Below are 23,136 nucleotides of genomic sequence, written 5' to 3' on the forward strand. Positions count from 1 at the left end.
CATTCAGGCACCTTTTTGCCTACAAGGGATTAAATCATCCCAAAATTGAGACTTAAATAGTTCTTCTATCAAAGGACCTACCGATGGATACCAACGAGAACGCCGCTCTGACGTTCTATACCGTCGGGGAAGCGGCACGTGTGCTCCGCGTCAATCCGGTGACGCTCTATCGCGCCATCCGAGACGGCGCCTTCCCCGCGGTACGCATCCGCACTCGCTACGTCGTTCCCGCCGTTGCTCTCGCCGAACTGGTCGCTGAGGTCACCGCGTCCGGGGGCTGCGTCGATATCGCCGAACTGGTCGCCAAACGCCGAACGGCACAGGAGGCCAACCGGGCGAGCGGGGGTGCGTCGTGGTGAACCGAGATGGTTACGAGGAGATTGCCGCCCGGCTCGACCGATACGCCGACGTCCCGGCCGATGTGTTGGCCGAGGTCGTCACCCGGGACGGGCTGTGTTTCTGGGCGTTCGACCGATCCGAGTTCCCGGACCTGTCCGGGGAGGACACGCCAGACCGGGAGTTGGCAGCCCGGCTGTGCGCTGGATGCCCGGTGATTGACGAATGCCTTGAGCTCGAACTGCGGACGTCCGGTGCCGACACGATTGGAGTTTGGGGCGCGCTCGCCGACACCGACCGGCGCGAAGTGCACCGGGCATGGCTCACGCGTCGCAGCGGAGCCGAAGGCGGTGAGCAGGGATGACGCTCGACCTGACACCAACGCAGATCCTCGTAGGGATCAGTGCGCTATTTGCCTTGTTCATGGTTTGGCGCCTCGGGGCCCGCAAGGTGCGTCGCGCCGCCGACGCGGCCCGCGCGTCGGCCCGCGTGGTCTCGCTCGTCGGACGGGTTCTGCTTATGGGCGCAGCGTTCGTCGGCGTTCAGTGGCTGGTGATCACGCACCCGGGTAACCCGACATTGCTCGTCGTCGTCCTCGCGGTACCGGACATGATCGCGGCACACGTACTGACGCGGGCGCTCACTGTCACGTCGCTGGACACAACCAGCCACCGGGGCGGTGGTCGGCGATGAACGGGCCGATTCAACAGAACGGAGTGGAAGGGGTGGCCGCCGTCGGGCGGCCACCCGCCACCCCGCAGGACTCGGGACAGGTGCGGCCAAGCCAGGCGGAACGCCTCGCACGGGATGCCTCCGATGCAGCGGCGGTCCGACGCTGGCAAGACCACCCGGACGTCGTCGCCTTGCGAATCGAGCGGGTTCGGGCGCAAGTCGACCGGTTGTGCTGGGCGGGGATCGTGCTCGGGCTCGCGTTCACGATGACCAACGTTCAATGGTTCGCTGCGGCCGGATCGGTTCCATGGTCGCTGCCGTGGCTCGGCGCGTGGCTGCTCGACCCGACAGTGTCCCTGGTACTGCTCGCCATTCTGCGTGCTGAGCAAGTAACAGCGCGGTACCAAGTTCACACAGGCCGTTGGGTGCGGGCTGCGAAGTGGCTGACGCTCGGCGCCGCGTATGTGATGAACACGTGGGCCTCGTTCGCTGCCGGTTCACTGTCTGGGGTGGTGCTGCATTCCGTGCCGCCGTTGGTCGTGTTCGCGGCTGCCGAGGCAGTCACCGACCTACGCGACAAGCTCACCGAGGCCGTGGCAGTGGCGTTCACGAACGCGTCCAGAGGGAAGGAACCGTCAACACCGCCACGCGCGTTGAGCGGCGTTCACGAACCCACTTCGGTACGTACGGCTCGCAAAGCGCCGGCGGCTCCTCGGCGAGAGCCGGCGCGGCGGACGCTGTTCGGCGAATACCTCGATGAGGCAAGGCAAGCGTGGACGCCCGGCGTGGAGGTCAGTCCTGCGTGGGTTCGCAAGATGACCGGCTGCTCACGTGGGCTGTCGTCCCGGCTCGCCGCGACGCTCACGAACGAGCTTGCCGACAACCAGCGCACGACCCCTGCGGGCAAGGGGGCCGGGTCATGAACGGCAACGACAGCTCCGTGAACGCCGAGGTGTTGCCCGTGCGGGCAGGTTCACGAGACGTCGAGCCTGCGGGGCCGGTGCTGGATGCCGAGTTGGTCGATGACACCTTGCCCCGGCCGCGTCACCGGACTGCCCAGCATCGGTTTGCACGGTGGTGGCGGCAATCGCCCCGGGTACCGCTGTGGCTCAAGAGCAAGCCGCAAGCCATCCAGGCCGCCAAGGACGCCCTGGTGGCCGCGCTGAAATCACCGTGGCGGTACGTGGGTGCCGTCGTCCGCGGGCTCATCGTCGGCATCCGTTGGTGGCGTGGCTGGGTAACCGTGCTGGACTACCGCAAGGCGGCCGAGGAATCCGAGAAACTTGCCGACAAGTTCACGGAGATCCGCGAACTGACCTTGTTCCGTTGGAAGGTGACGGGCGCGCTCGTCGCGGCCCTGGCCCTCGTCGGCACAATCGTCGAGCTGGTTTACGGGTCCGATCCGTTGTGGATGGCGGGCGCCGCCGCGTCGGTCGCACTGGCGATCCTCGGACGCCGGAAGGACGGCAGTCCGGGCCGGAAACCCGCGCTTGCCGGCCCTCGGACTCTGACGTGGACGATGGACCCACAAGTCCTGGTCGACGCGTTCCGGGACGCCAAGCTCATCGGCAAGGATGAGTCCTTGCGGCTGGTCGAACGGGCCACGCGGGTCGGGGACGGCTGGGCTGTCACGGTCGATCTGCCTGCGACCCGCAAGGCGGCAGATGTCGTGAAGAATCGAGAAGCCCTCGCATCTGCGCTCGCTGTCGATGAGGTGCAGCTGATCGTGGAGCGTGTGCGCGGCAACGGAGGTCACGCAGGCCGCGTATCCATGTGGGTTGCCGACGAGGACCCGTACAGCTCACCTCCACTTCGGACGCCTCTGCTCGGAGTGTCCCAATGGGATGCGTGGCGGCCGGTCCCGTTCGGCCGGGACGCTCGCGACCGCCGGATCGACCTGCCGTTGGCGTGGACGTCGCTGCTCGTCGGGGCAATCCCCCGGCAAGGCAAGACATTCGCCGCGCGGCTCGCCGCGGCCGGGCTCATCTTGGACGCGTGGGTCCGGCTGTACGTCGCGGACTTCAAGGCAGGAAAGGACTGGGACGCCGCCGGTCAGGTCGCGCACCGGTTCATGTCCGGCGACGAACCCGAACACGTCCTGATCCTGGTCGACTGGCTGGCCGAACTCGTGGCCGAGGTCCAAGGCCGCTATCGGCGGATGCGTGATCTCGACGACTTGACCTGCCCGGAGTCGAAGATCACGCCGGAGATGTCCCGCGACGCCCCATTGGACATGCCGATTACCGCGATCTTCGTCGATGAAGTCCAAGTTCCGCTGGAGGACCGCACACCTGTTGTGGTGCAAGGAAAGAAGCTCACTGCAGGCGAGTACATCGGCGAGTTGCTGACTTGGCTGGCGAAGAAGGGGCCAGCCGCTGGGATCGTGCTTGTACTGGCGACACAACGGCCCGACTCGAAAACGATCCCGTCCGGGCTGCGGGCCGTACTCGGGTCCCGGTTCGCATTGCGGGTCATGGACTGGCGAGACAGCAACATCGTGCTGGGAGAGCAGATGAATACCCGGGGCTACGACTCCAGTCGTCTGTTGCCTTCGCACAAGGGCGTGGGCATCCTGCGGCCGGACGGCGAGACCCAAGCAGGCGCGGACGTGCTCGCGGTGACCGTGCGCACCTACTACATGCCCAATGAGGACTGGCAGGCGATTTGCGCGCAAGGTCGCGCACTTCGCGAAGCTACCGGCACGCTGACCGGGCACGCGGCTGGAGAAAACACGGCGCCGGTGCTCGATCACGCTTCGGTCGCTCGGGTCATCGGCACACAGGCGGAACCGGTCGCGGCTGTAGAACTGCCGGAACCGCTTGCGTCGGTGGTGGGCTACCTCGGCGACGACCTGGGCGAGGGTGGACGCGAGTTCGTCCCCACGGCCGAACTTGTCGAAGCGCTGGAAGTCGAGCCGACGACGTTCGGTCGGCAGATGGGCGAGTTCGGGTGCCGTCCAGAGCGGGTCCGCGTGCCGGGTGCGGATGGCAAGACTCGACAGGTTCGCGGCTACCTCACGACCGACATTCGGGCAGCCGCCGACGCGATAACGAGCGGCAGACGAATTGGGGGTGAGAGCAAGGACGATCCGTAGAGCCTGTCACGGGTGTCTCAACACATGTGACGGGTCCATATGCCCTCGACCAGGCAATAAGCAAGTTGTGACGGGTGAGACAGCTTCGGATGAAGCCGTCTCACTCGTCACAAAGTCCCGTTCCGAAGACGATCGGCCTCGGCACTGAGGCAGCCGGTTGTCTCGCCCGGCGACATCGCGTGTTCCTTCAGTTTGGCAATGACCGCCTCATAATGTGCCGCGTGCGCACCAACGAGGAAGGCGCCCATGCAGTGGTGCGGACAGTAGACAACCGGCGACGAGTCCTCCATTCGGTACCTGGTGAAGGCCCACGGGAGCATCACACAGCGCCTCGGCAGGAGGCGAACGGTGATCGTTCGAGAGCAGACCTCCAGGTCCACAATGGACTGCAGTTGCTGCGACATCACGTCGGCGCGGAGGTGGTTATAGATCGCGTCCTCTCCGATGAAGAAGTCCGCGGGGACTGCCGCGGCACCGAACAGCACGTCCCTGCGCCGCATCTGCGCTTCCAGGGTCGCAACGTCGAGAGGTCCAGCACCGCACGCCAAGCGCGCGTAGCCGTCGGTCTGCAAAAGATCCGGGAGCACGATCGGTGCCCAGACCGTCATGGAAAGCGCAGCGCGCTCATGCGCTTTCAACGTGGCGGAGTGCGTTGGGCTTGCCTGCGAGCCTGGAGTGAACCAATCAGGACCAACTACGCCACGCGCAAGGCGGGTGATCCATTCTTTCTCCTCGCCTGTCACGCCCAGGGCGCCAAGCACTCCGGCGACCTGTTCAACACCAGGTACCCGTTGCCCCAGCTCCCAACACGACAGCAGCGCAGGGTTGACGCCGATGCGTCGTGCCAGTTCCCGCACCCCGAAGCGAGCGGCAAGCCGGACGTCTCGCAAGGCAACGCCTAGAGCGCGTGCGCGTGGCGTCAGCATGTCCGTGCCGCGCATGGGTCACTTCCGGCAGAATCGTCGCGCACAGCTGCGACGCACGGCCTGGAGGATTCGCCCAAGTCCACGTTGCGCTTCAATCTGCGGCGGAGTCCGAACAGCGGACAGCATTCGCGCACAGCGTGAGCAGGCCGGACCCGGTTCCGAGCACATTGCCGCCGCCGGGAACCGGTCGCCGCACAGACCGACGAACCAACCTTCGGAGGAGAGTCCGTGTGTCATTTCAGCTTCAGACACCAGGTGATCCACCGCTTGCCCAGCGGAGGTCACCGAGGTCAGGTGTTGCCCAGCCATCACGACTCCGCTCCCGCCCAGGTCGATCACATTCCGGCCTGCCACCTCTCCCCGACTAGCTCAAAGAGCTAAATCAAGCCATGTGACAGAATGAAATGAGTCTCACGCGATAGCAGGGGCCTAACCACGACCTGAAGACGACTCGTGCACGACCTAGGGATGGCCCAGAACGGGCGGGGTAGGAGGAAGCAGTGCGATCCGCAGATCAGGACGTCAGCCCACCACCGCGCACCGTTCTCGAAGGGCGCATTCGTGAGCGGCGCGAAACACTCGAAGAGTTCGTGCGTTTCACCGAAGACTTCGCGCGGAAACACGATGAGCCGGGCACGCTGAGCGTGCGACATCTGCAGCGCCTGATTGCGGGCGCACGGCCGGATGGCAAACCTCTCGGTCCGGTTCGCCCAGCCACCGCGAGGCTTCTTGAACATATCTTCGGCGCGAGTATCCGCGACCTATTGGCACCGCCGGAGAAATCAAGCGGTGCATTGCAGCCCCTTCGGGTTGCGATTGCGGTAGTCGTCCGCGACACGGAGGTTTTACTCGTCTGTCGTCGGGACGACGCGAACACGTGGCAGTTCCCGGCTGGCATCGTCAAACCGGGCACCGATCCAGCGGTCGCGGCCGTCCGGGAAACCCTCGCCGAAACGGACGTACGCTGCGTCTTCGTCCGAATGCTCGGCACCCGGCCGCACCCGATGACAGGCGTCTTATGCGAATACGTGCTGTGCGATTACGTGACCGGGGAAGCGCGGAACGCCGACGTCGCAGAGAACTCCGACGTGATCTGGGTCCGCGCAGCAGATCTGACCCGGTTCATCCCGGCCGGGCGAATCTACGGCCCGGTGCTGCAGGCTCTCGACCTGGAAATACCCGCTACGTCCTGAATCACTTCGAGCGACGCGAGTGCAGGCCGACCACCTTCGCGGGCTCAGCGTTGGCGGCGGCGGCCGGATCGACGACCACGGCGCGCTTGCCCCGGCTTACGCTGACCAGCCCAGCTGCCCTGAGCTGGGCTATGGCGCGCTGAGCCGTCCCGAATGACACCTTGTACCGCTTCGCCAGATCGGCGACCGCAGGAAGCTGCTGACCGGGCGCGAGCACTCCGGACACGATCGCTCCCTGAAGGTCCTTCGCGATCCGCTTGTACGGGCTCTCGTCGTCGGCCGAGACAACTGGCGCGACCGGCGCGAGTTTGCCTTCCTCGCTGAGCGCGACGGGCAAATCGGGCAGCCGCCCGGCAAGGGCGCCGGAGGCGCGGTCGTCCGCCTCCGCAACCCATGCGCTGTAGACGCGCAGCGTCGTCGAACCGCCCCCGCCGTGGCCGAGGCGCCCGGCTACCGTCCGAATGTCCGTACCCGCTGCGATCAACTCGGTTGCCGAGTAGTGCCTGAGCTGGTGAATGTTCATGTCCCAGCCGAGACGAGCGCACATGCGCGCGTACCGCTGACTCACCGAGTCGGGCTTGAGCCACGTGCTGCCATCCGGCACCAGCGAGAAGATTCGCGCATCCGCCTTCAACGTCTTCAAACCGGCACGCTCTGCGCAATGGTCGCGGTACGACCGCAGCAGCGCCACAGTCCGGTCGTCGAGAGTGATTCGGCGCTGCTGGTGCGTCTTTGTGGGCTTCTCCCACGTCTTGCGGCCCGATTGGGCAATGCTGCTCCGGATGGTCAAGACCCGCGTACGGAAGTTCAGCCGATCCCACGCGAGAGCACACAACTCGCCTCGACGTGCGCCCGTGATGAACGCGAGCCACACGAGCATTCCCCAGTCGAGATCTCGCCACGCCTCCGTCGCGATACGGGCTGCCTGCTCGACTGTCGGCGGCTTCGGGTCCGGCTGAGGCACCGGAAGCGGTTCGGCGAGATCGAACGGGTTGACACCAATCCACCCCCAGCGGACAGCCCGTTTCCCAGCGCCGGACAGAATTGCCTGAATCTTACGAATCGAGCTGTCCGCGAGCGGCTTGCACTTGTGCCGACCGCACCGACCATCACACTTGTGCGGCCGTTCCGTACGGTGCTCGACGAAGACACGCCCCCGGCAGTGAGCACGGCACGTCCTTAGCTGTTTGTAGAACGAGTCAAGGATTTCGCCGTCGAGATGACCGAGCGCGGACTTTCCGAGCAGCGGGCGGATGTGGATTCGGACCAGAGATTCGTAGCCCGTTCGGGTGGTTTCTTCGATCTTGACCAGTTCGAAGTACCGGTCAAGCAACTGGTTCACCGTCGCCCGGGTCCGAGAGCTGCGCTTTTCGTCGACCTGGTTGAGAAACTTCGTCCGCAGCTTCTCCGCCTCGGCCGCCGCTCCTGGGCCAGCGGAAATGACCTCATCCAGGTAGTAGCGCTTCTTGGTCACCGGGTCGATGCCCGCGTAGACCTTCACCCTGAGTGACCCACTCGGGAGCTTCACGATCTCGCCGCGAGTGCGCTTCCGAGGGCCGTTTGCGCTGGTCATATAGCCAGCGTAACCCCGGGTTGGCTACACAGATAGCTACACAGAAAGCAATCAGGGACCCTCCGGATTCCGGAAAGTCCCTGGTCAGCTGGTGGAGCCGCCTGGGGGAATCGAACCCCCGACCTATTCATTACGAGTGAATCGCTCTGGCCGACTGAGCTAAGGCGGCATGTCGCTCGGCGACGGGGTCAAGTGTAGCGGAGGCCGGTGCGTCACCTTGCGGGGGCCGCGTCGTTAGGCTCCTATGACTTCGGTCTCAGTCCCCGGCCCGGCGACCACCTGGAGGACCCGGCACATGCAGCGAAGACTGCCCCGTGCACTGGCGGTGCCCGCCACTGCTGCGTTGTTGCTGCTCATGGCCGGTCCGGCCGGTGCGCAGGAGATTCCGACCACGCCGATCCCGCAGCCGAACGACCCGAACCAGCCGCCGGCGTCGGCTCCCGTCGGGCCGCAGCCGCTCGGGCATGCGGTCGGCGACGCGGGTACGGCGCTCGGGGTGCTGCGGCTGCTGCCGAACGCGGTCAGCACCAGCACGATCATTCCGGGCTTCGGGCAGACGCTGCCGAAGCAGTCGGCGCTCGAGGCGGGCATGGGCCTGTCGAGTGCGTCGGCGAACTCCGAGGCGTACCTGAGCTATGAGAAGGCGATCGCGCAGTCGGCGCCGTTCGGGCTGGCGGTCGGGGGCCAGGCGCCGCAGACGCCGGGCAGTCTCGTGCAGACTGCCTTGCCGGACAACCCCAAGGGGATCAGCGGCGGCCTGAATGCGCCGTCGAATCCGCTGCTGAACGTCGGGCTGCTCAACGGCACCGCGCACGCGCGCTGGAGCGACACGCTCGGCCCGTGCGTCGACACGATCGCCGACTCCAGCACGTCGGTCGCCAGCCTGTCGCTGCTCAACGTGATCCCGACGCTGCCGCAGGTCCCGCTGCTCGGCGGCGGCGGGCTGAACGTGCCGAAGGACACGCTGGCCAAGGGCTTCGACCCGGCGACCGGCCTGCAGAGCCTCGGCGGCCTGCTGTCCGGCGGCCAGACGCCCGCCGCGGGCACCGGGTCGCTGCTGAGCTTGCCGAACACGCTCTCGTCGCGGTCGCAGGTGAAGCTCGTCGACCTGCCGGGGTCGAAGAACAAAGCCGTGCAGTCGACGTCGACGCTGCAGGCCGCGGACATCAACATCCTCAAGGGCACCCCGCTCGAGCTGAACCTGAAGGTCGCCAGCCAGCCGACGCTCACCGTCACCTCCACCGGCGACGCGAAAACGTCCAAAGTGGACTATCAGGCGCCGGTGATCACGATCGCCGCCGGTGGCAAGACGCTGTACACGCTCGACGCGGCGCACCCCACCAAGGACATCCCGATCGGCCTGCCGCTCTCGCAGCTGAGCGACCAGTTCGGTGCGCTGGACAACGTGCCGGTGGTCGGCGGCCTGGTCGCCACTGCAACGCAAGGGCTCAAGCAGGTCGGCGACACCACCGGGAAGGTGCTCGACCTCGGCGTGCTGCGGCTGAGCATCGCCAACCTCGACCAGAAGCAGGCCGAGGCGACCACGCCGTTCAAGGGGTACCAGCTCGGCGCTTCGGCGCGGCTGCTCGACCTGCAGGTGCTGCCCACGCAGCAACTGAAGAAGCTGCTGCCGCAGCAGGCAGGCGACAATCTGCCGTCGTCGCTCGCGCAGCTGTCGCTGGGCGAGCAGGTGGCGCGTGCGTACGCGCCGACCGGTGGCGTGGTGTGTGGCACCGCCGCGCCCGCAGCTCCGCCGAAGGGTGGCAGCGCACCACAGGGTCCGGCGAAGCAGTTGGCGTACACCAGCGGCGCGTACAACACGGTGCCGCTGTTCTGGACCGGCACGGCAATGCTGCTGCTCGGCGTGGTGATGGTCGCGGCGTTCCCGAACCGGCGCCGTCCGACGGTGGTGCTCAACCGGCCGGTAAACGAGCCGTTCAAGCCCTCGCCGCATCCGCGCGACTGACCAACTCCACCTGAAACGGCCCCCTTTGTCCTTCGGCGAGGGGGCCGTTTCGCTTGGTCAGCCTTGGCGGAGCGTGGTGACCATGGCCTCCACGGCGATCCGCGGCTTCACGTTCAGCTCGATCGCCTCGCGGCACTCCAGCACCGCTTCGAGGCGGCGCAACGTCGATTCCGGCGTCCAGGCCGCCGCAGCCGACGCGATCTGCTCGGCGTGGTCGGGATGCGTGAGCGTGGCGCCCGAGCGCGTGCCGGTGACGAACACGTCGCGGTAGAACCCGGCGAGGTCGACCAGCGCGAGGTCGAGCGTGTCGCGCTGGGTTCGCGTCGCACGGGATTTCTGGCGTTTCTCCAGCTGTTTCACCGCGGCTTCGGCAGCCCGCTTGGCACCCCCGACGCCCTTGCCGGTGCCGTCGCCGCCCATTGCGGTGCGGAGTTCGGAGCGTTCCTGCTCGTCGCGGACCTTGCTTTCCTCACCCGCGTCCGCCTCGGCGGCGCTGATCAGCTGGTCGGCGCTGGTGAAAACGTCACCGGGGCGGCGCAGGCCCAGCGGAATCCGCAGCACAGTGGCGCGGCGCTGGCGGGCGGCCTCGTCGGTGGCGAGCCGCCGCGCACGGCCGACGTGCCCGTTGCACACCGCGGCGGCCCAGCGGGCGCGTTCGGGATCGATGCCGTCACGGGACACGAGCACCTGCGCGATCGCGTCCGCGGGCGGCGTCCGCAGCGGAACGAGGCGGCACCGGGAACGGATGGTGACCGACACGTCGTCCGGATGATCCGACGGCGCGCACAGCAGGAAAACCGTGCGCTCCGGCGGTTCCTCGACCGCCTTCAGCAACGCATTCGACGCGCCTTCGGTGAGCCGGTCGGCATCCTCGATGATCACGACCTGCCAGTGGCCGGTGGTCGGCCGGCGCGCGGCGGCTTGCACGAGCGCGCGCATCTCGGCAACCGAGATGGACAGCCCTTCCGGGACCACGAGCCGCACGTCCGCGTGGGTGCCGTGCATCGTGGTGCGGCAGCCGGGACACGCGCCGCAGCCGGTGCCGGTGCTGCACTGCAGAGCCGCGGCGAACGTGCGCGCGGCGACCGAACGGCCGGACCCCGGCGGGCCGGTGAGCAACCACGCGTGCGTCATGGCGGCCGGTGCAACCGGTTCTCCGGCAACGATTTTCGCCGCCGCGGCCGCTGCCGTGGACAGGGTCTCCACCGCGGGCTCCTGGCCGACGAGATCGGTCCAGACGCCGATGGGAGCGGTCACCGATCCTCCACTTCGGACAGTGCGGTCCCTGAAGTCACTGCGGCCACTTCGTGTCCACTTTGGACGCTGCGGGCTGCCGCGGTCATTACGGTCACCTTGCGTCCACTTCGGACGCCGCATGCTGCTGCGGTCACTGCGGTCACTTCACGTCCACTTTGGACACTGCGGGCTGCGGTCACTTCGCGTCCGCTTCGGCGGTCGACTCCTTGTGCACCGCTTCGGCGGCAGCTGCCTCGGCGATGTCCGCGGCGGCGGCGTCCGCGGGCTGTTCCGGCGCCGGTTCCGCGGGCGCGAGCCCGGAAAGCCTGCCGACGAACACCGCCTGGACGGCCATGCGAACGCGGCCCGCGACGTCGTCGTCAGTACCTTCGGCGTCGACGACCACGTAGCGATCCGGGTCGGCCGCGGCCATTTCGCCGAGCAATTTCTGCACCCACAGCTGCTCGTTGACCGGCGGGTGGGCGTGGTCGGGATGTTCGGCGTCGAGCAGGACGGTGAGGTCCGGACGGAGCCGTCCGGTCGCCCAGTCGACCAGCCCCTCGAGCTCGTCGCGGTCCAGCTCGCCCGCCGCGGACAGCGACGCGAGCGGCGAGTCGACGAACCGCTCCATGACCACCACGGACCCCGCGTCGAGCGCGGGCTGGATCTGTCGTTCGACCAGGTCGGCCCGCACCGCAGCGGCGACGAGCGCCTGTGCGCGCACGCCGGTGAGCGCGGCGTCGGAGACCAGGGTGCGGAAGCGTTGCTCGCCGAGCGCCGGGTCGGCGCTGAGCACCACGGGCCGGGTCCCGGTGCCGAGCCAGCGCGCGAGCCGGGCGGCCTGCTCGGCGGTGTTGATGGCGGTGGTGCCCTCGATGGCGATCAGGAAGCCGTTGACCCGGCGCGGGTTGCGGCGCAGCGCGTTGCGCAGGTCGGTGAAGATCTTCTCGGTGCGCCGCTCGTCCATCTGCCGGTACGCGATCACGCCGAGCAGCGCGGCGAGCAGGCCGCCGCCGAGGATCACCGGACGCGTGCCGTCGACGGTGATCGGGCTGCCGAACAGGTCGATCACGCGCGGCCGGACCAGGCCGACCAGCACCGGCGTGGCGACGGTGGCGCCGAACAGCACGATCTTGAGCATCGACTGGTAGATCGCGTTGATGCGGCCACGGATCGCGTCGTCGACCCGGGACCCGATGATCGTGACGCCGGTCAGGAACGCGATCCCCGCGCACATCCCGACGAAGGCGACCGCGATCACCGAGATCGTGAGGTGCGGCGACAGCGCGACGACCATGAGCGTGAGCCCGGCGGACACGATCGAGATGCCGAACAGCCGGTCGTGCGGCAGCCGGTGCGCGAGTTTCGGCGCGAACGCCATGCCGGTGGCGAGGCCGATGAAGACGGCAAGCAGGAGGAGGTTGAACGCCGCGTCGCCACCGAGCAGCGAGGACGAGTACGGCTTGGCCGCGCCGATCACGGCACCACCGGCGGCAAACGCCCCGAACGCGCCGATGAGCAGGCCGCGGATGAGCGGGGTGCTGCGGACGAAGCGGAGGCCGTCGCGCGCCATCTCGCCTAGGCCGAACTTCTCCTCGTCGGCCTTCTTGACCTTCTGGTCCGGCAGCGAGTGGACGTTGCGCAGCGACAACTCGGGAATGCGCGTGGCGACGATGATGCCGCTCAGCAGGTACAGCAGGCCGGTGATGACCACGACGACCTTGGCGATGTACAGGTCGACGCCGGGGCCCTGGAACAGGTGGAACGTGGAGTTCGCGCCGAGAATGAGGGCGTTGGCGCCGGCGGCGGTGATGACGGCAAGGCCGTAGGTCATCACCATGCCGAGCTGGTTCGCGGTCTCGACCTGGTCGGGGCGGCGCAGGAGGTTGGGTACCGCCGCGTCCTTGGACGGGATCCACATGATCGAACAGCTGCCGACCAGGAAGTTCGCCACGAAGAGCCACCACGGCGCGCCGATGATCGCGATGGAGAGCAGCAGGCCGCAGCGGAGCAGGTCGCAGATGACCATGATCCGGCGCCGGTCGAAGCGGTCGGCGAGGAGACCGCCGAGCGGCGCGAAGAGCAGGCCGGGCAGCAGCGCGGTGACCACGACGCCGACGAACGCGAAGTTCTGCGCGGAGTAGTTGTCGAGGAGTTTGGTGCTGAGGCTGGTGAGGTTGAGCAGGTTCAGCCAGTCGGCGACGCTGCACAGGTAGGTGACGCCCCACAGCCGACGGAACGGTTTGATCGCCAGCACGCGGCGGGCCCGGTGGATCGTGGACGTGTTGCCCGATCCGCCCGGGCCGGTGCCGGGCACCGACCGTACGCCCTCGCTGATACGCCCACCCCACTCGTCACGGCGGCGTCGGATGACCCCTGCGGATCCCCCGACCGTGTTCGCCAGGGTAGCCCCGCCGTGGAGGTGGGTACGGCACGCCCCGGTGGTAGGCGTGCCAGGGCGGCATCAGCTGAAGAGCCCCTTCACACTGCTCACCAGGCTCGCCACCAGCTCGATCGCGACAATCCCGAACACGATGAGCAGCACGATCGCCAGCACGACGCCCGCGGTGCTCGAGGACGGGCGCCCGAAACTGGGCATGCTGATCGAGGGCAGCCCACGCCGCCGGATCTGCCGCTCGGCAAGCTCCTCCTCGATGTCGTCGTCGGCAACCTCGACGACACGCTTGGGCCGCGGGACCTTCTTGAGCAGCTGAGGCGCACGAGTAGGCCAAGTCCGCTGCCGCGGCAACAACCCAAGCGGCACCCGATCAGGTCGCGGTTCGGCGGGCACCGCCGCGGGCGGCTTGCGAGCCTCCTCCGCCAACGCCGCGTCGACCATGCGCTTCACCGCTTCGGGATCATGCTCGACCGGCTTGGCAGTGGGCAACGGCCGCGCCGAGGGCTGGTCACCCGTGGTGACCAGGCCGGAAAGCGGGTCGCCAAACCGCTCGCCCCCGACGTCCCCGGCCAAGGTCCCATCCCGCTCGGGCTCGGGCGGGCGGAAGAAAGGAGTCCCGTCGCTCGTGCTCATGGTGACCACCTCACTACGGAATGTCCGCCGAGTCCAGTGTCAGCGAGAGTACCGGTTGCCACATCCACCCAATGGCCGCAGAACGACTGGTACCCGCGACCGTGGTGAAGTACGCCCATCGGTGGAACGGCGACCGCTGGGGTTCGGTCGGGTTGGGGTTCGGTCGGGTTGGGGTTCGGTCGGGTTGGGGTTCGGTCGGGTTGGGGTTCGGTCGGGTTGGGGTTCGGTCGGGTTGGGGTTCGGTGATGGTTTGGGCGCTGTCGGTGTCTGGACACGGTTGGGGTTTGGGCGCGGTTGGGGTTTGGGCGCGGTTGGGGTTTGGGCGCGGTTGGGGTTCGCGCGCCGTCGGGATTGAGCGCGGTCGGGGTTGGGGGTTCGGTGGGGTTTGGGCACGGTCGGGATCGGCTGCGGCGCGGCTCGGCCCATGCCGTCCTGGTCGGGCCAAGTCCGACCGAACCACCAGCCCAAACCTGGATCTCTCCGACCGGGAGAGGTTGGGGTGAGCCGGGAATGGCTTGGCCGGGTCCGAGCGGTGGTTGGGCGGGGCGAGCCGAGCAGGATGAGCCTGGCCGGACGAGTCTGGCCGGATGAGGCGAGCCGGGTTGGTGGTTGGGCTGAGTGGGGCGCGGCCACATCAGCCCGGCCGTGCAGCGAGTGGGCTCGGGTGAACCCGGGCCCACCGTCGACCTAGGCCCGGCCCAACTCAACCCAGGCCGCCCAGCCCGGCCCGACCAACCTGACGCAGCCCGGCTCAATCCACGCCACCCGGCCCAACCGACCCAGCCCAGCCCAATCCACCCCACCCAGCCCAACCGACCCAGCCCAGCCCAATCCAAAGCAGCCCGACCCGGGCTCAATCCCAGCCCAGCCCGACCGACCCCCGGCCCAACCCGCTCAACCCCGGCTCAACCCCGGCCCAGCCCGACCGACCCGGCTCAACCCGACGAAACCCAACCCCCTCAAGCGTGGCTTCTCACCGCCTCCACGATCCATGCCTCCGCGGTCCCCCGCGTTGCCGGTTTCCACGTCACCACCCAGCCTCCATCTGCCCGTGGCGCTGCCCTGAACTGGTACCTCCCCTGGTCGTTGTCCACCAATCCGAACGCGCCATGCGGGTACTCCGCCAGCACCGCGTCCCGCACTGCCAGATCCACCAGCACCGTTCCCAGCCGGGGGCGGGCCACTGCCGAGCGGATGACGTCCAGGTCTCCCCACGCCGCGGGTGGGATCAGGCCGCTGTCGTCCGTCTCGATGCGGACTGCCGGGCCTGGGCCGGGCGCGCGGTCGGGCAGGCCGTCGAACACCCAGCCCGGCAGGGCGCTCAGCAGCCCCGACCGCAGGCGCGCGCGGCGGCCCAGCTTGCTCATCACCGTGGTGTAGTCCGCGTCGCCGAAAAAGCGCACCTCCCACGGTTCGTCGTTCGCCGGGAACAGGCCGGTGACCACGCCCCTGATGAAGCCGCCGCGCAGCACGCGGTACAGCCCGAGTTCCTCGGCCGTGACCTCGCCGTCGGCGGCCAGCCCCAGCGCGGCCATCCCGGCCACGAACCGCGTGTACTGCTCCACCTCCTCGGCCAGCCCGGCGCCGAGCATCGGCCCGAACGACTGCCTGACCTCGTCGGCCAGGCTCAATTCCACGGGCTCCTCCTCGGCCAGTACGGGCGGGATCTCGAAATGCGGGTCGTAGAACTCCATCACCGAAGGCCGCTGCGGCACCTCGGCGCGCAGCGGTCCGATGACCTCGTCGATGACGTCGAAGACGACGGGTGCTGAACTGCTCACCCCCTCATTGAACACCCTGGTACCGACAATTTCTCGAACTTTTGTTCGAATCACCCGTCGGTGCGCCGAGCGGTCGGTCAGCGGTGCCCGGCCGGGGCCGCCGCGCGCATCGTCGGTGCCAGGAACGACACGGTCACCACCAGCGCGCCGACCACGGCGAGCGTCCAATGCAGCCCGATTCCGCCGGCCAGCGCGCCGATCAGCACCGGCCCGGTGAGAAACCCCAGGTAGCCGCACGCCGCCACGGCTGCGATCGCCCGGCCCGGCGCGTCCGGCTGCTTCCGCCCGGCCGCGCTCCACGCGAGGGGAACCATCCCGGACAGCCCGAGCCCGACCACGGCGAACCCGATCACCGCGACGACCGGCACCGGAACAGCCACGATCAGCGCAAACCCGGCGACGGTGATCCCCGTCGCCACGTGCATGAAGGGGACCACGCCGACGCGCGCCACCACTCGGTCCGCCACCGTGCGCACCGCGATCATCGTGATCGAGAATGCGAAGTAGCCCAACGAAGCCACCGCGGGCGTCGCGGTCGTGACGTCGCGAAGGTAGACCGCGCTCCAGTCGTTGACCGTGCCTTCCGCGACGAAACCGCAGAACGCGATCACGCCCAACGGGATCAATGCCTTACCCGGCAAGGCAAACGCAGCCGAGCCCTGTCCACGATCGGCGCCCGGCAGGAACCTCGACGCCGCGAAAACCGCGACGACCAGCAACGCCGCACCCGCAACCGGGAAGTGCACCTCGATCGGCACCCGCCACGTCTCCATCAACGCCGCGACCCCGGACCCGGCGAGCCCGCCGATGTTCCAAAACGCATGGAAGCCGGCGAAAATCGGCCGCTCGTACACCTGCTCGACGCGCGCCGCATGGGCGTTCATCGACACGTCCAGCAGGCTGTTCCCCACCCCGAGCACCACCAGCGCGGCGACGAACAACGGCAGGTCCGGCGCCAACGCGGCCAGCGGCAGTCCGGCGCACAACACTGTGGCCCCGAAAAGCACTCCGCGACGGCTGCCGATCTTCGTGATCAACGGTCCCGCGGCCAGCAGCGCAACCACCGAACCGGCGGCGAGACCGAACAACCCGAGCGCCAGCTCCCCCGCGCTCAGGCCGAGTTTCGTTTGCGCCGCAGGCACTCGCGCCGCCCACGACGCGAACGCCGCACCGCACACCGCGAAGACGACCGACACCGCTACGCGCGCACGTCGTGCTTCGTCCATCCGTCCCCCAGGCGTGAAAAGGGGCCACCCGCGCGTGCTTCGGGTGGCCCCTGTGGTGCTTCGTTACTTCGTCTTCGTCGCGGTACCCGTCTTCTTGGCAGGCGCCTTCTTCGCCGCAGGCTTCCGAGCAGGCGCCTTACGCTTCGGCGCCGGGCCCTTCGCCCGCTTCTCCGCCAACAGCTCGGCCCCACGCTCCGCAGTGAGCTCCTCGATGCTGTCGGACTTCCGCAGTGTTGCGTTGTACTCGCCGTCGGTCACGTACGGGCCGAAGCGACCGTCCTTGACCACCATCGGCTTGCCGGACACCGGGTCGTCGCCAAGCTCCTTCAGCGGCGGACGCGCAGTGGCTGCCCGACCACGCTGCTTCGGCTCCGAGTAGATCTTCAGCGCCTCTTCGAGCGTGATCGAGAACAGCTGGTCCTCGGTCTGGATCGACCGCGAGTCCGTGCCCTTCTTCAGGTACGGCCCGTACCGTCCGTTCTGCGCAGTGATCTCGTCGCCCGACTCCGGGTCCTTACCCACCACGCGCGGCAGCGACAGCAGCTTCAGCGCGTCGTCGAGCGTGATCGTCTCGATTGACATCGACTTGAACAGCGAGCCTGTACGCGGCTTCGGCAGCTTCGCCTTCGCGGCCTTCTTCTGCGCCGCAGTAGCGTCTTCGGGCAGCTCGGGCTCGGGAAGCAGCTCCGTGACGTACGGGCCGAAGCGGCCTTCCTTCGCCACGATCTCGTGCCCGCTGACCGGGTCGGTGCCCAGTACGCGGCCTTCCTGCGGCGTCGCGAAGAGCTTCTCCGCGATCTCCGGCGACAGCTCGTCCGGCGGCAGGTCCTCGGGCAGGTTCGCGCGCTGCGACTCCCCGTTGACCTCGCGCTCCAGGTACGGCCCGTACCGGCCGACGCGCACCACGACCTGGTGCCCCTCGGCGTCGCTGAACATCGGGATCGAGTTGATCTCGCGCGCGTCGATGCCCTCGACACTGCCGTCGACCAGCTTCTTCAGCCCGCCCAGCCGGCCGACCGACCCCTCGACGCCGAAGTCGCCACCGAAATAGAACTTCGACAGCCACTCGACGCGGTGCTCGTCGCCGTTGGCGATCCGGTCCAGCTCGTCCTCGAGACCGGCGGTGAAGTTGTAGTCCACCAGCCGTTCGAAGTGCCGTTCCATCAGGCCGACCACCGCGAACGCGACCCACGAGGGCACCAGCGCGGAGCCCTTCTTCCAGACGTAGCCGCGGTCCTGAATCGTCTTGATGATCGACGCGTACGTGGACGGGCGGCCGATGCCCAGCTCTTCCAGCTTGCTGACCAGGCTCGGCTCGGAGTACCGCGCGGGCGGCGACGTGGAGTGGCCGTCGGCGGACAGGTCGCTCGCAGTCAGCTCCTGGTCCTTGGCCAGCACCGGAAGACGGCTCTGCTTGTCGTCGGCCTCGCCACCGGCTTCGGTGTCGACCGCTTCGACGTACGCCTTCAAGAAGCCCGCGAAGGTGATCGTGCGGCCCGAAGCGGCGAAGGTGCACTCCTCGCCGGTGGCAGCGGTACCGACGATGCGTACGGACATCGTGGTGCCCTTCGCGTCCGCCATCTGCGACGCGATGGTGCGCTGCCAGATCATCTCGTAGAGCCGGAACTCGTCGGTGTCCAGCTCTTTCGCGACCTGACCCGGCGTACGGAAGACCTCGCCCGACGGCCGGATCGCCTCGTGCGCCTCCTGCGCGTTCTTCACCTTGCGCGTGTACTGACGCGGCGAAGGCGACACGTACTCCTTGCCGTACAGCTGCGTCGCCTGACTGCGCGCGGCGGAGATCGCGGACGCCGACAGCGTCGTGGAGTCCGTACGCATATAAGTGATGTAGCCGTTCTCGTACAGCTTCTGCGCGACCCGCATCGTGCGCTCCGAGGTGAACCGCAGCTTGCGGCCCGCCTCCTGCTGAAGCGTGGACGTCATGAAGGGCGCGTACGGCTTACGCGTGTACGGCTTCTCCTCGACGCTCGCGACCTTGAAGTCCCGCTCGCCGAGCGCCTGCGCCAGGGTGCGTGCGTCGGACTCGCCGAGCACCCGGATGTCCGCAGCGTTGCCCTTGAGCTGACCGTTGGAGTCGAAGTCGCGACCCGTCGCGAGGCGCGCACCGTCGACCGCCACGAGGCGCGCGGGGAACGTACGCGGCGAAGCGTCGGCGCCCGCGCCAGTGTCCATGGTCGCCGAGATGTCCCAGTACGACGCCGACGTGAAGCGCATGCGCTCACGCTCACGCTCCACGACAATGCGCGTCGCGACAGACTGGACGCGGCCTGCCGACAGCTTCGGCATGACCTTCTTCCACAGCACCGGCGAGACCTCGTAGCCGTACAGCCGGTCGAGGATGCGGCGGGTCTCCTGCGCGTCGACGAGGTCGGCGTCCAGCTCGCGGGTGGCCGCGGCGGCCGCTTGGATGGCCTGCTCGGTGACCTCGTGGAACACCATCCGGCGCACCGGCACCTTGGGCTTCAGCGTCTCGAGCAGGTGCCACGCGATGGCCTCGCCCTCGCGGTCGGGGTCCGTGGCGAGGTAGAGCTCGTCGACGTCCTTCAGCAGCCCCTTCAGCTCGGTGACCTTGGACTTCTTGTCCGGCGTGACGATGTACAGCGGCTTGAAGTCGTTGTCGATGTCGACGCCGAGACGGGCCCAGGACTCACCTTTGTACTGCGCGGGCACGTCGGCGGCACCGCGGGGCAGGTCCCGGATGTGCCCGACGGAGGACTCGACGACGTAGTTGCCGCCGAGGTAAGGGGCGATCTTGCGGGCCTTGGTGGGCGACTCGACGATCACCAGCCGCCGCCGACCGGCACCGTTGCCCCCGGTACCGCTCTTTTTGGTCCGTGCTCCTGCCACGCTGCCCTGCTCTCCACTCATCTCCGCGCCGCCACGGCGGCGCTATCCCCCCGGTCCGGGGGTACTTGCGCCCGCGTCTTGACCTGTCAGTGTGCACGTCCCGGGCGGCCGCGCAGCGCCGAGGTGCCCTGACGAGCCGCCGGGCCCCTGCCCGTCGGATCGCCGCTGACCTCGGCGATGTTTCCACTCCACACCTAGCACGTGATGTCGGACACGTGCCGTGCAGGGTAACCGGTCGGGCTATCGATACCCTCCGTTCGACGGTGGCGGGTCCCCGCGGGCAAGGGTTCACTTACTGCTCACCCCAGCCGAAAGGAACCCACCGTGATCCGCCGACTGGTCGGCACCGCAGTCGCCGTCGCAGCCACGTTTGCGCTGGTCACGGCCCCCGAGGCGAGTGCGGCGAGCACGTCGTTCTCCGGTGCCGTAGCCCTGTCCAACTGCTCCGGATCGGTCGTGAAACCGGCCGGTACGCCGCTGGACGCGCCCGCACTGGTGCTGTCGAACGGGCATTGTCTCGAATCCGGGTTTCCGCAACCCGGGCAGGTGATCGTTGACCAGAGTTCGAGCCGCTCGTTCCAGCTGCTGTCGCCGGACGGGCAGAGCTCGGTGGGCACGGTACGGGCGAAGAAGATCGTCTACGCGACGATGACCGACACGGACGTGTCGCTTTATCAGCTCACCGACACGTACGCGGGCATCCAGCAGAAATACGGTGTCGCGCCGCTCGAGCTGGTGGGCAGCCACCCACAGGCAGGCACGGCGATCGACGTGGTGTCGGGGTACTGGAAGCAGATCTACTCCTGCTCGATCGACGGCTTCGTCCACGAACTGCACGAGGGCAACTGGGTATGGAAGGACTCGATCCGCTACACGCCGGGTTGCGCAACGATCGGCGGCACGTCGGGATCGCCGATCGTCGACCGCGGCACCGGCAAGGTGATCGGCGTGAACAACACGGCCAACGAGAACGGAGAGCGCTGCACGGACAACAACCCGTGCGAGGTCGACGAGTCGGGCACGGTAACGGTGCGCAAGGACGCGAGGTACGGCGAGGAGACGTACGGCATTCCGGCCTGCCTGACTCCGGCCAGCGAGGTGAAGCTCGACCAGCAGGGCTGCGCATTGCCGAAACCGTAGCCGTCCGGGGAGGTTTCACCTCGCCTTGACCGCGTGGTCCCCCGGCCGGGTCCCATCGGCACCGCGACCGCGGCCATCCCGACGGCGCCCAGCCGGGTCCCATCGGCTCCGCGACCATGGCCATCCAGGCGCCGTCCCGCCATGTCCCGACCGCGCTGCGACCGCAGCCATCTCGATGGCATCCAGCCAGATCCCACCGCAGCGAGACCGACGGCATCCAGCCAGGGTCCCATTGCACCGCGACCGAAGCCGTCCTGACGTCGTCAAACCGGCCGGTCCCTACCGGCACCGCGACCGAAGCCGTCACGACGTCGTCCAGCCGGACCCACCGGCACCACGACCGAAGCCGTCCCGACACCGTCCGGCCAAACCTCACTGCACCGCGACCGTGGCCGTCACGTCGCCGTCCGGCGGGCCCCCACCGGCACCACGACCGAAGCCGTCCCGACACCGTCCGGCCAAGTCTCACCGGCACCGTGACCGCACGCATCGACGGCATCCAGCCGGGTCCCACTGCGCCACGGTGGCGGGACCTTTCCCTCCGATTTCTCCCCTGATTCTTCTCCGATCCGCCCGTTCGTTGCCCGAAATACCCCTCCCCGGCCTCGAACGGGCAAGCAGCTACCCCACGGCCTCCAGCACATCAACCAGCTACCCCACCGCCTCCAGCAAGTACTGAAGCGGACTCTCCGCCTGCCCGCCCCGCGGCGACTCCCGCCGCTCACCGCCAGCCAACGCAGGCACCGGCGGCGCCGGTGGCACCTCCGGCCAGGCCCGTTCCGCTCCGGCTGGCGGGTCTCCGATCAGCTCCAGCAGCCCGTCCAGCCTCCGTCGCCCGTTGACGCGCACCGCGGGCACCTCCGCCCGTGGCCCGAGCAGCCGTGCCTGCACCCCCAGCGGTACCAGCGCCGCCAGCAGTTCCTCGTGCGTTCCCGGCGCCAGCGGATCGACCCCCAGCAGGTACCCGCCTGCTTCGGGCCGCCCGGCTGCCAGCGCCCACATCCGCAGCATCGCGCCACTCAGCCGGAACCCGGTGGGTACCGCCTTGCCCGAATCGTCCTCCGCCGGACCGGTGTGCCCTGGCCGGAGCCACGAATCGGCCAGCCCGAGCAGGTCGACCCGGAACGACGTGCGCACCTGCGGACGGCCGCACTCGGCCACGCCCACCTGCGCGTCCGCACCACGGCTCCGGCATTCGCGCGCCAGCACCCGCGCCCGCCACGGCTCGTCGACCACCAGTGACAGCCGCGCCGCCGTGCGGCCGAATCCGGTGATGTGCCCTTGGCAGCACAGCAACCCGGCCAGGTCGGCAAGCCCCGGCCCGGTCGCCTCCGCCGAGAACAGCGAGATCGTCCGATCCACATCCGCAATAATAGAACACAAGTTCGATTGGACGCGAGGGCTACGCGGAGGTTTTTTCCGGACACTCAGCGTGGCGCAGGCGGGACCACCAGCTGCTGGCACCCCGTCGCCCGCTTCCCGGCGGCAGACAGGTCCGGGGTCGCGTCGAGACCCTTGAGGACGTCGAGGCGGGAAACCGCGTCGATGGCCGTCCTGGCGTCGCCGAGCGCGGTCTGTGTGGCGTCCGGGCCGTTGGCTACGTCGAGCTGGTGGCGTACGTCGTCGGCGCGCTTGCGCACGGACGCGAACTGCCCCAGCAGATCCGCCCGCGCCTTCTCCCCGCCGGGCAACGGCGCCGGGCCAACGCGGTCCAGTCCGGAAACGGTCTCGTCGATCCCGTCGACCACGGACGACAGCAGTCTGCTCGACGTGCGGGTGGCCTGTGCCGTGGAACTGGGGTCGATCGCAGGCAGGTTCGCCAATGCGCGAACCAGATGCGTGACGGCACCGCAGTATCCGTCGGCCCATCTCGCAGCCGGATCGGCTTGACCTGCGGCGTCCGCGTGCCCGCCGGAGCGAACCTCCGCGGGCGGCTGGTGCCCGCACCCCGCGAGGCTGATCCCGATTCCCGTTGCCAGCACGGCTAAACCGGTCCACCGCGGCCGCACCCGCACCCCTCCTCCTCGTCGAAGCCCGTGCCTTCCGCACCGTACCGATACCGCTCCCGCCCGCAACTCGCCCCATGCCGTGACA

At 68.4% G+C, this 23,136-nt stretch carries 18 protein-coding genes and 1 tRNA gene; 8 read left to right on the forward strand and 11 right to left on the reverse strand.

All coding sequences use genetic code 11. The annotated features are described in order from the left end of the window. Positions 1-83 precede the first annotated feature (83 nt). Genes OO71_RS27995 through OO71_RS28015 form a run of 5 tightly spaced genes read left to right on the forward strand, consistent with a single transcriptional unit; the run spans position 84 to position 4,102 of the window. Positions 84-359 (forward strand): helix-turn-helix domain-containing protein, encoded by a 276-nt coding sequence (locus OO71_RS27995; protein ID WP_033292915.1) that lies wholly within the window; start codon positions 84-86, stop codon positions 357-359. Next, positions 353-700, forward strand: coding sequence for a WhiB family transcriptional regulator (locus OO71_RS28000; RefSeq protein ID WP_033292916.1), 348 nt, complete (start codon positions 353-355; stop codon positions 698-700). Before OO71_RS27995 ends, OO71_RS28000 begins: the two co-directional genes overlap by 7 nt. Then, the gene (locus OO71_RS28005) at positions 697-1,029 is read left to right on the forward strand and encodes a hypothetical protein (protein ID WP_033292917.1); all 333 of its coding nucleotides are present in this window, start codon (positions 697-699) and stop codon (positions 1,027-1,029) included. Before OO71_RS28000 ends, OO71_RS28005 begins: the two co-directional genes overlap by 4 nt. Next, complete coding sequence (locus tag OO71_RS28010) at positions 1,026-1,931, forward strand: hypothetical protein (protein WP_051792395.1); 906 nt, start codon at positions 1,026-1,028, stop codon at positions 1,929-1,931. The genes OO71_RS28005 and OO71_RS28010 overlap by 4 nt, the downstream gene beginning before the upstream one ends. Next, positions 1,928-4,102, forward strand: coding sequence for an FtsK/SpoIIIE domain-containing protein (locus OO71_RS28015; protein WP_033292918.1), 2,175 nt, complete (start codon positions 1,928-1,930; stop codon positions 4,100-4,102). Before OO71_RS28010 ends, OO71_RS28015 begins: the two co-directional genes overlap by 4 nt. Positions 4,103-4,209: 107 nt before the next feature. Here the strand turns inward: OO71_RS28015 and OO71_RS49245 are convergent, their stop codons facing one another. Then, a complete protein-coding gene (locus OO71_RS49245) occupies positions 4,210-5,043 on the reverse strand; it encodes a helix-turn-helix domain-containing protein (RefSeq protein ID WP_084145346.1) in 834 nt (277 codons plus the stop codon). A 485-nt stretch (positions 5,044-5,528) separates the two neighbouring features. On the opposite strand from OO71_RS49245, the gene OO71_RS49250 reads away from it, so the two are divergent. Continuing rightward, a complete protein-coding gene (locus OO71_RS49250; protein ID WP_084145347.1) occupies positions 5,529-6,221 on the forward strand; it encodes an NUDIX domain-containing protein in 693 nt (230 codons plus the stop codon). A 1-nt stretch (position 6,222) separates the two neighbouring features. On the opposite strand, the gene OO71_RS28030 is transcribed toward OO71_RS49250, so the two are convergent. Both OO71_RS28030 and OO71_RS28035 read right to left on the reverse strand, forming a co-directional pair. Continuing rightward, positions 6,223-7,794, reverse strand: a complete 1,572-nt coding sequence (locus OO71_RS28030; protein WP_245633795.1) for a tyrosine-type recombinase/integrase — start codon at positions 7,792-7,794, stop codon at positions 6,223-6,225. 92 nt (positions 7,795-7,886) lie between these two features. Next, a tRNA-Thr gene (locus tag OO71_RS28035) sits at positions 7,887-7,963 on the reverse strand. Positions 7,964-8,089: 126 nt separating this feature from the next. Here OO71_RS28035 and OO71_RS28040 point away from each other — a divergent pair. After that, the gene (locus OO71_RS28040) at positions 8,090-9,760 is read left to right on the forward strand and encodes a hypothetical protein (protein ID WP_084145348.1); all 1,671 of its coding nucleotides are present in this window, start codon (positions 8,090-8,092) and stop codon (positions 9,758-9,760) included. Positions 9,761-9,817: 57 nt separating this feature from the next. On the opposite strand, the gene OO71_RS28045 is transcribed toward OO71_RS28040, so the two are convergent. From OO71_RS28045 to topA, 6 genes are all read right to left on the reverse strand, one after another. Then, positions 9,818-11,017 carry a DNA polymerase III subunit delta' gene (locus OO71_RS28045; protein WP_033292920.1) on the reverse strand — a complete coding sequence of 400 codons (1,200 nt, stop codon included), beginning with the start codon at positions 11,015-11,017 and terminating at the stop codon, positions 9,818-9,820. 175 nt (positions 11,018-11,192) lie between these two features. Continuing rightward, positions 11,193-13,313 (reverse strand): bifunctional MFS transporter/dTMP kinase, encoded by a 2,121-nt coding sequence (locus OO71_RS28050; RefSeq protein WP_051792399.1) that lies wholly within the window; start codon positions 13,311-13,313, stop codon positions 11,193-11,195. A 147-nt stretch (positions 13,314-13,460) separates the two neighbouring features. Next, a complete protein-coding gene (locus tag OO71_RS28055) occupies positions 13,461-14,027 on the reverse strand; it encodes a hypothetical protein (RefSeq protein ID WP_245633796.1) in 567 nt (188 codons plus the stop codon). Between the two features lie 959 nt (positions 14,028-14,986). Next, complete coding sequence (locus tag OO71_RS28060) at positions 14,987-15,823, reverse strand: hypothetical protein (protein WP_033292922.1); 837 nt, start codon at positions 15,821-15,823, stop codon at positions 14,987-14,989. Between the two features lie 62 nt (positions 15,824-15,885). Beyond that, positions 15,886-17,034, reverse strand: coding sequence for an MFS transporter (locus OO71_RS28065; RefSeq protein ID WP_033292923.1), 1,149 nt, complete (start codon positions 17,032-17,034; stop codon positions 15,886-15,888). 63 nt (positions 17,035-17,097) lie between these two features. After that, positions 17,098-19,923, reverse strand: a complete 2,826-nt coding sequence (gene topA / locus OO71_RS28070) for a type I DNA topoisomerase (RefSeq protein WP_211260621.1) — start codon at positions 19,921-19,923, stop codon at positions 17,098-17,100. Between the two features lie 303 nt (positions 19,924-20,226). On the opposite strand from topA, the gene OO71_RS28075 reads away from it, so the two are divergent. Continuing rightward, on the forward strand, positions 20,227-21,042 hold the full coding sequence (locus OO71_RS28075) for a S1 family peptidase (RefSeq protein WP_033292925.1): 816 nt from the start codon (positions 20,227-20,229) through the stop codon (positions 21,040-21,042). Positions 21,043-21,693: 651 nt separating this feature from the next. On the opposite strand, the gene OO71_RS28080 is transcribed toward OO71_RS28075, so the two are convergent. After that, positions 21,694-22,404: a hypothetical protein gene (locus OO71_RS28080; protein ID WP_033292926.1), complete on the reverse strand. Its 711-nt coding sequence runs from the start codon at positions 22,402-22,404 to the stop codon at positions 21,694-21,696. A gap of 65 nt (positions 22,405-22,469) precedes the next feature. Next, entirely contained in the window at positions 22,470-23,057 is a 588-nt protein-coding gene (locus tag OO71_RS28085; protein ID WP_245633797.1) for a hypothetical protein, read from the reverse strand. Positions 23,058-23,136 lie beyond the last annotated feature (79 nt).

It is taken from the genome of Amycolatopsis jejuensis, assembly GCF_000717335.1.
GTDB lineage: Bacteria > Actinomycetota > Actinomycetes > Mycobacteriales > Pseudonocardiaceae > Amycolatopsis > Amycolatopsis jejuensis.